At 39.8% G+C, this 3,014-nt stretch carries 1 protein-coding gene and 1 pseudogene; both read right to left on the reverse strand.

The window, feature by feature from the left end:
• Window positions 1-159: 159 nt before the first annotated feature.
• Window positions 160-1,080: a thiol-activated cytolysin C-terminal domain-containing protein gene (locus HT736_RS12085; protein ID WP_283225753.1), complete on the reverse strand. Its 921-nt coding sequence runs from the start codon at window positions 1,078-1,080 to the stop codon at window positions 160-162.
• A pseudogene (locus HT736_RS11970) lies at window positions 1,072-2,859 on the reverse strand (discoidin domain-containing protein); the annotation flags it as partial. The gene HT736_RS12085 and the pseudogene HT736_RS11970, both read right to left, overlap by 9 nt.
• Window positions 2,860-3,014: the final 155 nt, after the last annotated feature.

The following is a 3,014-nucleotide window of genomic DNA, read 5'->3' on the forward strand; positions in this document are numbered from 1 at the left end:
CAGTGCTTTGAGCAGCCTGTGGCTAGTTTCCTAGTTTGCTCTTTGATTTTCATTGAGTATTAATTTTGTTCTCTCACAGATAGCTACCTGAGTTCTATTCAAGCTCAGGTAGTACTTTCTTATAAACTAAATCATCTCATTCTTGAATAGTAGGATTTTTTACAAGACATCGTCATCAGAAATCTTAGAATTTAATGTTGTTCCCCAATGGGTAATTTTACGGTGGGGTTGAGCTAAAATTGGTCTGTTTTCATAGATTGTTTGCCATCTATTCCATAGTAGACCTGTCTTTTTCTCAATCTTAATTCGCAGATTTCTCATGTTTCCTTTGATTGGGAGGTTGAGGACAAAACCTGCAGTCTGGTTGCGACCGTTTCCTTCCCAAGAACGACTACGAACAACTTGGTTTCCATCTTTGTCTACTGTAACTTCTTCCCAAGTTATAGAGTAGCGGGCAATATAAGCTCCACTATGTTGAATTGTCAATGTTTTGTCTTTCACAGGCGTTTGACTGATTGGTTGAACTGGCTTAGAAACTTGTGTCGCCGTCTCACCATTCGTAGCGATAAAGCGGAAAACTTCTACTTCTGCAAGACTGAGGGCTTGATTGTTCTTACGTAGTTGCACACGAACACGGCGTCCCAATTTCCCATTTAATTGAACATCCAAGCTCGTTCCGTCAAGTTTAGCAACATACTGTCTAGCAACTTCTTTCCCTTTTTCATCATATAAAATCACATCAAAGTCTGACAGACGTTTAGAAAGCTCTCCATCCCCACGGTTATGAAGGCGAACAAGTCCTACCTGTTCTGTACGACCTAAATCAACTTCCCACCAAGGCTGGTTTTCAAATTTTGTATGGGTAATTGATTGCTGGCTATAACTACTATTGGTATTGCCATCCAAGGCACGACTAGCATCTCCACCAAAATCAGTAGAACTTTGCTTAGCTTGTTTTTTCCAAGCGATATTCTCAGCACGATATACTTGGACTTCTGCAAGACTGAGGGCATTATAGCCTTCTAGCTCAATCCGAACATAGCGCGCTTTTTTATGGTTAATCGCAATTTGTGCTGACACATCTTTAAGAGATGTTATTCGTTTTCTCTCAATTTCTTTACCAGAACTGTCTAACAGAATGACATCAAAGTTTGCCAATCTATCCTGGGCAGTGTCTGTTCGGTTGTAAATATTGATTTGGCGAATGGTTTCTTCTTTAGCCAAATCTACTTGCCACCAAGGCTTAGATTGGAAGTTGGTATGAGTGACAGAATTGTGACCATAGTTACCATCAACTTTGCCATCCACAGCTCTTCTAGCATCTCCTTCGAAAGCTGTCGAACTTTGAGTAACCTGTTTCCCTAAGGTAATATTTTCCATTGGTTCCGCGCTTGGTTGACTAGAAGATTGGGGCAGAGCCTGTTTCTTAAAGAATCGCACTTTATCCAATTTTGGATCACGATAACCATGTTTATCCAAGGTAGTTCGTTTACCAATATTAAAGTTAGGAATATCATTCATTCGACTTTCAAAATAGCCACGAGAACGGTGTTTAAAGCGTGAATTACCTGTAAATGTAACAATATCACGATCGTTATGAATCAAGGGAGTCACAACATTATCATTATCAACCACATAATGCTTAATTTTTCCACTAACAGCTAATTTACGGCTTTCCAAACCAACATCCCAGAAATCATTCTCAGCATTCCAAACCGCTCTGGAAGTAATCACTTTAGGCGCACTGAAAGTCGTCACTTTTCGCAATACATGGTTATAAAAATCAGGATATTTTTGGTAAGCTTCAACCGCTGCAATCTGAGCTAGGTAGCCTCCAAGAGAATGGCCTGTCATATACAACTTGGTAATACTTGTATCCTTGGCTAATTCCCCAACAACCTTGCGGATATCATCCGCTTGCGCTGGTTTATTTCCTCCTAACAAAACAAAATCTGCACTTAAATCTTTTGCATCATTCCGTCTTGTTCCACGTATAGCCAACATGTGCACCGTTCCATCTTTGAGATAAGGAAGGTCGCTCTTGGTCTCAAATAAGAAAGAAGCCAATTCATTGTGCATGAGTTTGTATTCTTGACGGTCAAGATAGAGACTAGGGAAAGGATTCTTATGATCTAAAATTTTCTCAATATAATCATCGTCTCGATAGGCTAACTCCATAAAGAGAAGAGAATCACGGTCTGTGACATACCATTCTTTCTTATTGTCATCTTCTCCATCTGCCAAACCATCCCCATCACTGTCTGCTAGCAAGGGATGACTGTTATATCCTAGATAATCCTTACCATCTTTGTTGTACACATAAAGTTCATCTTTGTTTTTGATGCCATCTTGGTCATCATCCCCTTCCAAATCAAGAACTTTTTCACCGTAGAGAGATTCATCAATCAAATCATTTTCTAAATGCAATTCCCCTTTGGAAATCTTCACCAAATCTTCTGCTGTTAGAGAACGAGTATTTGTTGGTTTTTCTGTCACAGCTTCTTCTTTAGTTTCTTCTACAGGAGCAAGAATAGGTAAGTATTGAGCTGGCTCGGTTATCTCTACTTTTGACTCTTCCCTTTTGTTTTCAAGAACTTCACTTGCTTCCGGAAGCGTTTGAGGAGCTAGTCTTGACTCCTCTCTAAGAGGAGTTTCTAGTTTTGGAGTAGCATTTTCCGGCTCTCTCAATTCCTCCTTAGGATCTAGCACTCTTGTTGCCACTTCAGATGTTACATCTTGCTGTAGTTCATTGGCTGAAATTCCAGCTGGAGCTAGAAATGCAAAGCCGACTGCAACAGATACAACTCCGATACTTAATTTTTTTATGCCAAAGCGCATCATTCGTTGACCAATTTTCATTATTCTTTATCTTTCTTTTCGTTTATTTGTAAGCAGACTCAAGCGAAATCTCCTTGTCCCCTATATAGGACAAGACTGAGAAATTCAGAAAGTAATACTCTTCGAAAATCTCTTCAAACCACGTCAGCGTCGCCTTACCGTAGATATGGTCACTG

This window comes from Streptococcus sp. 339 (genome assembly GCF_013277285.1).
Taxonomy (GTDB): domain Bacteria; phylum Bacillota; class Bacilli; order Lactobacillales; family Streptococcaceae; genus Streptococcus; species Streptococcus pseudopneumoniae.